At 71.5% G+C, this 6,609-nt stretch carries 7 protein-coding genes; 2 read left to right on the top strand and 5 right to left on the bottom strand.

Annotation, left to right across the window (positions count from 1 at the left end):
• Positions 1-54: 54 nt before the first annotated feature.
• The 3 genes from Pme01_RS25015 to Pme01_RS25005 form a co-directional block, all read right to left on the bottom strand.
• Positions 55-534 (bottom strand): GNAT family N-acetyltransferase, encoded by a 480-nt coding sequence (locus Pme01_RS25015; RefSeq protein WP_168118135.1) that lies wholly within the window; start codon positions 532-534, stop codon positions 55-57.
• 184 nt (positions 535-718) lie between these two features.
• A complete protein-coding gene (locus Pme01_RS25010; protein WP_168118134.1) occupies positions 719-1,321 on the bottom strand; it encodes a hemerythrin domain-containing protein in 603 nt (200 codons plus the stop codon).
• Positions 1,314-2,531, bottom strand: coding sequence for a hypothetical protein (locus Pme01_RS25005; protein ID WP_168118133.1), 1,218 nt, complete (start codon positions 2,529-2,531; stop codon positions 1,314-1,316). Before Pme01_RS25005 ends, Pme01_RS25010 begins: the two co-directional genes overlap by 8 nt.
• Positions 2,532-2,680: 149 nt before the next feature.
• Here Pme01_RS25005 and Pme01_RS25000 point away from each other — a divergent pair, with 149 nt between their 5' ends.
• Positions 2,681-3,715, top strand: a complete 1,035-nt coding sequence (locus tag Pme01_RS25000) for an NAD(P)-dependent alcohol dehydrogenase (protein WP_168118132.1) — start codon at positions 2,681-2,683, stop codon at positions 3,713-3,715.
• Positions 3,716-3,752: 37 nt separating this feature from the next.
• On the opposite strand, the gene Pme01_RS24995 is transcribed toward Pme01_RS25000, so the two are convergent.
• Both Pme01_RS24995 and shbA read right to left on the bottom strand, forming a co-directional pair.
• Positions 3,753-4,745: a hypothetical protein gene (locus Pme01_RS24995; protein WP_168118131.1), complete on the bottom strand. Its 993-nt coding sequence runs from the start codon at positions 4,743-4,745 to the stop codon at positions 3,753-3,755.
• The gene (shbA, locus tag Pme01_RS24990) at positions 4,742-5,317 is read right to left on the bottom strand and encodes an RNA polymerase sigma factor ShbA (RefSeq protein WP_168118130.1); all 576 of its coding nucleotides are present in this window, start codon (positions 5,315-5,317) and stop codon (positions 4,742-4,744) included. Before shbA ends, Pme01_RS24995 begins: the two co-directional genes overlap by 4 nt.
• Positions 5,318-5,559: 242 nt before the next feature.
• Between shbA and Pme01_RS24985 the strand changes: the two genes are divergently transcribed.
• Entirely contained in the window at positions 5,560-6,576 is a 1,017-nt protein-coding gene (locus tag Pme01_RS24985; RefSeq protein WP_168118129.1) for an ABC transporter ATP-binding protein, read from the top strand.
• Positions 6,577-6,609: the final 33 nt, after the last annotated feature.

Raw genomic sequence — 6,609 nt, 5'->3', positions numbered from 1 at the left:
ACTGTTCCGCGCGCAGCGCGCAGGGAATCCCCGTCCTTCAGGGCGGGGAGAACGTCAAAGCTTGCGGTGCATGACGTGCAGGCCGACCGGGCCGTGCACGGGATGGTCGAACGCCTCCGGGATGGTACCGACGATCCCGAAGCCGAGGGAGCGCCACAGCGCCGCGGCAGGGTTGGTCTCGACCACCGCGTTGAAGACCATCGAGCGGTACCCGTCGCGCCGCGCCGCGTCGAGCACGTGCTCGGCGAGGCGGCGGCCGACACCGCGCCCGGCGTACCCGGGGTCGACCATGAACCCGGCGTTCGCGACGTGCGCGCCCGGACCGCCGTGGTTCGGCTTCAGGAAGGCCGACGCCACGATCCGGTCGCCGTCCGCCACCACGAACACCCGCGCCGACGGGGACATCCACAGCGTGCGCGCCTCGTCCGGGCCGACCCCCGGGTCCCACGTGTAGGTCTCACCGGCTTCCACGATCTCGTGCCAGAACGGCCAGATGGACGGCCAGTCCTCGGGCGTCGCCTCCCTGATGAGCATGCCCGGATTCTCCCATGCTCACCTCCCCCTCCCGGTGATCGCCGACCCCGCGCTGTTCGCCACCGCCGTCGACGAGCTGCTGCGGCGGACGTCGAGCATCGCGTACGCGGGGCAGCCCGGGTACCTGCGCTCGGAACGTCCAGCGGGGCGTGAAACGCCTGCCGATCCACTGGAGACGGCGGTCCTAGACGTTGTCTCGGCGCACCTCCCGCAGCGCGTCCCTGACCCGGTCGGCGACCGCCAGCGCCGGTCCGAACACGATGTTCGCGGCCGGCGACGTCAGCGACGGGTGCGGCCTGGTCGGTGCCAGGGCCGCCGCGGCCCGGACCGCGCCGGCCAGGGTCCGCAGCCGCTCCTCGCCGGCGGTGTGGCGCAGCCGGCCGAACTCGCAGCGCTCCTCCTTGCGGGCGTGCGTGAGCACCGCCAGCCGCAGCCGCCCCAGTTCGGCGTCGAACGAGGCGTCCATGCCCTTCCCGTCGCCCCGGTCGGCCAGGTCCACCAGGCCGGCCAGCATTCCCTTGGCGTCCCGCTCCTCGTCCAGACGGCGGTCGATGACGGCGTCACCGAAGTCGAGCCGCCGACGGGCGATCGGGTGGATGACCTCCTCCTCGGCGGTCTCGTGCATCGACAGCAGCCGTACCAGGTCCTCGAACGCCTCGCGCTTGGCGTTACCGGTCGTGCGCAGCACGGCCCGGAACAGGTCCTCGATGCGGGCGTGCTGCTCCAGCAGCAGGTCGATCGCGTCCGGCTCGCGGGCTTCGGTCGTCCGCTGTGACTGCTCAACCACGGCGCACCTCCGCGGGCTCGCGCAGCTCGCGTACCGGGTGCGGCCCCTCGGTCTCGATCCGGTACTCGCGGCCGAACTCCGCCCGGTGCTCGTCGATGACCCGCTCGTTCGGCGGCTTCTCGCCACCGTGGATGCGCTCCTGGAACTCCCGGAACCGCTCGTGCGCCTCCCGCACGTACCCGTTGCCCAGTTTGGTGAGGTCGACCTGGGTGGCGATCAGTTCTCGCAGGTAGGCCTTGTTCGGCTCGAAGCGCACCGCCTCGGGCAGGCCGTCCGTGCCGACGATCTGCTCCGGTTCGCGTCCGTCGAAGCGCCGCAGGTGCTCGCAGGCCTGCTGCAGGTGGGCCAGCTCCATCTGCAGGTGCAGCTCCCAGATCGCCTTGATGCGCGGGTCGCTCTCCTGCTGCATGAACGAGTAGTACAGGTAGCACTCGTTGTACTCGTGCAGGACCTGCCGTTCCCACCACGTCTCGCGGGGGTCGAGCAGGGTCTCGTAGTGCGTGACGTGCTCCTGCTCGATGAGGCTGATCTCCTGGTAGAGCTGGCGCGCGATCGGCTCCATGTAGTGCGGGCCGACGTTCATGTAGTAGTTCATCACCTGCTGCTCGGCGGCCAGGATCGTGAGCGCGTGCAGCTTCGAGCGCACGTCGGTGGTGTCCCGGTCGTAGTGGTCGCGCACCTCGTCGTACGGGTGGCGGTGGTGCATGGTCGTGGGCCGGCCCGGCATCACCTCGGTGAGCTGGTCGACGACCTTCTCCGCCTTGCGCCGCTCCACCATCTCGTACAGGTTGGCGTACCGGTACAGGTGGTCGAAGTCCTCCAGCACACCGAACTCGTACGCCTGCTTCAGGTACGGGTCGGGCTCGTTGCGGGCGACCCACGCGGTCAGGTCCACGGCGGTCTGCTCGTACCCGAGCGTGACCTCGAGGGGACTGTTGATGCCCGGGAGCAGCCAGTTGACCACCCGCTGCTGCTGGGACTCGACGTAGCTCACGTACGCGAGCTGGCGGCGCACCTCGTCGCTGTCGCAGAAGCGGATGAGCTGGTGGGTGCAGTTCACGGCCTCGACCTCGATCCCGTTGAGCGCGATGATCCGGCACCGGGTGTACGGGTCGACCAGTTCCGGGTCGATCGGTTCGACGCTGAGCTCCCGCCAGTTGCGGATCTGCCGTTCGAGCGGGATGCCCCGATGTTCGAGGGGATTGAACACGCTGGTCCTCCTGGCTGGGTGGCGCTACGACACCATGCTGGTGGCGCTGAGGCCCGGCCCCCCTACCCCGATCCGGGGACGGAAACCGCAGGGTTATCACCATTTGAACCGACGTGGGGTGATCGCCCGGACTCTTGCACGCTCGGAGTATGAGAGCGGTCCGGGTACACACCTACGGAGAACCACCGCGCGTCGACGACATCCCCGAGCCCACCATCCGCGGTCCGCTGGACATCCTCGTGGAGGTCGCCGCGGCCGGGCTGTGCCGCACCGACCTGCACATCATCGAGGGGCAGTGGGCGGAGAAGTCCGGCGTGGAGCTGCCGTACGTGATCGGCCACGAGAACGCCGGCCGGGTACGCGAGGTCGGCAGCGCCGTCACCAACGTCGCGCCGGGAGACCAGATCATCCTGCACCCGCTGGTCACCTGCGGGCTGTGCCTGCCCTGCCGTCGCGGCGTCGACCAGCACTGCGAGAACTCCCGGTTCCCCGGCATCGACAGCGACGGCGGGATGGCGGAGCTGCTGCTGACCTCGGCCCGGTCGGCGGTGAAGCTGCCGCCCGAGCTGGACCCGGTCGACGTGGCGGCGCTGGCCGACGCCGGGCTGACCGCGTACCACGCCGTCACCAAGGCCCTACCGCTTCTGTACCCGGGCAGCAGCTGCGTCGTGATCGGCGTGGGCGGGCTCGGGCACATCGGGGTGCAGTGCCTGGCGGCGACGACCGCGACCACGGTGATCGTGGTCGAGCGCAACGCCGACGCCCTCGAGCTTGCCGGCACGTACGGGGCGGTGCACCTGGTGCCGGCCGACGGCGAGCAGGTGCGACGGGTCCTGGAGCTGACCGGCGGCGCCGGCGCGCACGTGGTCCTCGACTTCGTCGGCGAGCAGGGCACCGAGGCCGAGGGGCTGGCGATGACGCGCCGGGCGGGGTCGTACTTCGTGATCGGCTACGGCGGCAAGGTCGAGATCCCGACCATCGACCTCATCGCCACCGAGCGCAGCGTCATCGGCAACCTCGTCGGCACGTACCCCGAGCTCCACGAGCTGATCAGGCTGGCGGCCGACGGCCACGTACGCCTGCGGACGGAGGTGTTCGGACTGGACGACGTCAACCACGCCATCGAGGAGCTGGAGTCCGGCCGGCTGCGCGGCCGGGCGGTCCTGGTACCGCGACGCGGCTGACCGGCCCGCGCGCGACCGGCTCCGGTCACGCCCCGGGTCACAGCGGTGGGCTCGGCAGCGTCACCGGCGGTACCGACGGGTCGGGATCCGGGCTGGGCTGCGTCGTCGGGCTCGGCACGTGGGGCGGCGAGGGCGTGACCGTGACGGTCGGGATCGGGATCGGGACGCCCGGGCCCGGCGGCCCGCCGGGCCGCTTCGGCCCCGGGGGCACCGTGGTCGACCGGGGTACGGGCGCCTCGGCGGGCGCCGTCGGTGAGGGGTCGGCGGGCCCGGCCGGATCCGGGGTGGACGTGGCGGACGGGGTCGAGACGGCCGCGCCCTGGGGAAGCATGCCCGTCACGGTCGCCATCTCCTCGCGTAGCCGCCGCGCCCGGCTCGGATCGTCCACCCGACCCAACAGCGTCTCGGCCCGCTTGAGCAGGCGCCGCGCCTCGTCGTACCGGCCGTCGGAGGCGGCCAGCCGGGCCAGCGCGAGCGTGTGCTCGGTGTCGGCGGCGTCGGCCTGCTCCGGGTACATGGCCCTGGTGATCGGCCACAGCGGACTCCCCGGCGTGGCGTGACCGGCGCCGATGACGATGCCGGTGCCGGCGACGAGCAGGGCCGCGGCCGACCCGAGGGTCCAATTCACGACGCGGCGGCTCCGGCGCCCGGGCCGTGGGTCCGCTCCCACGAGAGCGTCCGCCGCCTCGTCGTGCGGGGTGGCCGGCTCGACGTCCGCGCCGACGTGCCACGGAGGTGCCACTCCGGGCGCCGGCTCCGGCAGCGCGACCACCGGCAGCAGTTCGGTGGGCTCGCCCGCGGGCTCCGCCTCCGGCTGCGCCACCACGGCCGTGCCGACCGGCAACGGCTGCGCGGCGAGCTCGTCGAGGCCGGCGGCGAGGTCGTCGCGCCAGGCCGCCAGCATCCACGCCGCCCGATCGGTGGCAGGGACCGTCCCGCCGCTGCCCAGCGCGTCGAGCAGGAGCGTATCGGCGACCACGTCAGCGAGGTCGGTGGGTCGCTCGCCGGAGGTCAGGGGTCCGTCAGTCATGCCGGCACCTCGTCAAGGGTGTCGCCGGCCAGCGTACGCAGGTGCGCAAGCGCGCGCGACTGTGCCATTCGGACCGCGGCGGCGGACATCCCCAGGACGCCGCCGACCTCCTCGGCGGGTAGACCGACGGCCACCCGCAGGACGATGATCTCCCGGTGGGTCGCGGACAGCTTGCCGAGCAGCATCGACAGCCGCCGCGCGTCGTCGGTGGCGACGGCCTGCTGCTCGGGGCCCGGCGTGAGGTCCGGCCGGTCGGGCAGGGCGTCGACCGGCGCGATCGACAGGTGCCGCATCGCGGCCCGCTGTGCGTCGGCCACCTTGTTGGCGGCGATGCGGTAGACGAACGCCGCGAACGGTCGCCCCTCGTCCCGGTACCGGGGCAGCGCCCCCAGCATCGCCAGGCACACCTCCTGGGCGACATCGTCGGCGGTGGTGTACGCGCCGCCGACCCGGCCCAGGTGGGCCCGGCAGTACCGGACGACACCGGGACGCAGGCGCGCGAGCAACGCCGCCGTGGCGACCGGGTCGCTACTGGCGGCGCGGCTGACGAGCTCTGCCTCTGGCACTGTCATCGATGTTGTGGTACCCCTTCGTTACCGACGAGTATCCCGCACGTTAGCCGCACGACGGCTAATCCCCTAATGGGTGAGGGGGGCTCCCCCAAAGGGAGTCACTTTGCCCTAGTGTGGCCCTCATTTCCATGCGCTGATCTCGGCGCGGAGTCCTGTGTGTTACACACCGGGGCGCCGCGACGATGTCCAGATACAACTCAAAGTCTGCGAATGACTCACCCCCACCACCCTGGAGGAAGCAGTTGGGCGTCGAGGTACGCGTCGAAGGGCTGACCAAGTCCTTCGGCGGCCACCCGGTCTGGGCGGACGTGAGCCTCACGCTGCCGGCCGGGGAGATATCTGTCCTGTTAGGTCCGTCCGGTACCGGTAAGTCCGTCTTCCTGAAGACGCTGATCGGGCTGCTGCGGCCCGACCGCGGCTCGATCTGGATCGGCGACCGGGACCTGCCCCGACTCTCCGAGCGCGACCTGTACGAGGTCCGCCGGCTGTTCGGCGTGCTGTTCCAGGACGGCGCGCTGTTCGGCTCGATGAACCTTTACGACAACGTGGCGTTCCCGCTGCGCGAGCACACCCGCAAGTCCGAGTCGGAGGTCCGCGCCATCGTCCAGGAGAAGCTGGACATGGTCGGCCTGACGGGCGCCGAGGACAAGCTCCCCGGTCAGATCTCCGGCGGTATGCGCAAGCGCGCCGGCCTGGCCCGCGCGCTGGTCCTGGACCCCGAGATCGTGCTGTTCGACGAGCCGGATTCCGGCCTCGACCCGGTGCGCACCGCGTACATCAACCAGCTCATCATCGACCTCAACCAGCAGACCGACGCGACGTTCCTCATCGTCACGCACGACATCAACACCGCCCGGACCGTGCCGGACAACATCGGGCTGCTGTACCACAAGCACCTGGCGATGTTCGGGCCGCGCGAGATGCTGCTGTCGAGCGAGGAGCCGGTGGTGCGGCAGTTCCTCAACGCGCTGCGTCAGGGCCCGATCGGCATGGCCGAGGAGAAGGACGCCGACGAGCTCGAGGCCGAGGCTGCGTCCGGGGTGGAGCTGCCGCCGCTGCCGCCGATCCCGCCGCAGCTCCAGCCCTCCGACGGCGGGCAGCGCCGGGCCGAACGGCCGGCCGGCGAGTGGTGCCGCGACAACGGGGTCACTCCCCCGCCGGGCTCGTTCGCGGGGGAGGCCGTGGCATCGGGCCGGCACGCCGCGGACACCCACGACTTCGGTCGGGGCAGCGTCTACCGCAGCGAGGTGGGCTCGTGAGCGACATGGGCTCAATGTCCGGGCGAATGCCGT

The sequence above is a fragment of the Planosporangium mesophilum genome (assembly GCF_016863255.1).
GTDB lineage: Bacteria > Actinomycetota > Actinomycetes > Mycobacteriales > Micromonosporaceae > Planosporangium > Planosporangium mesophilum.
Note: the sequence above shows the minus strand (reverse complement) of the source record. Positions and strands in the feature narration are given on the sequence as shown.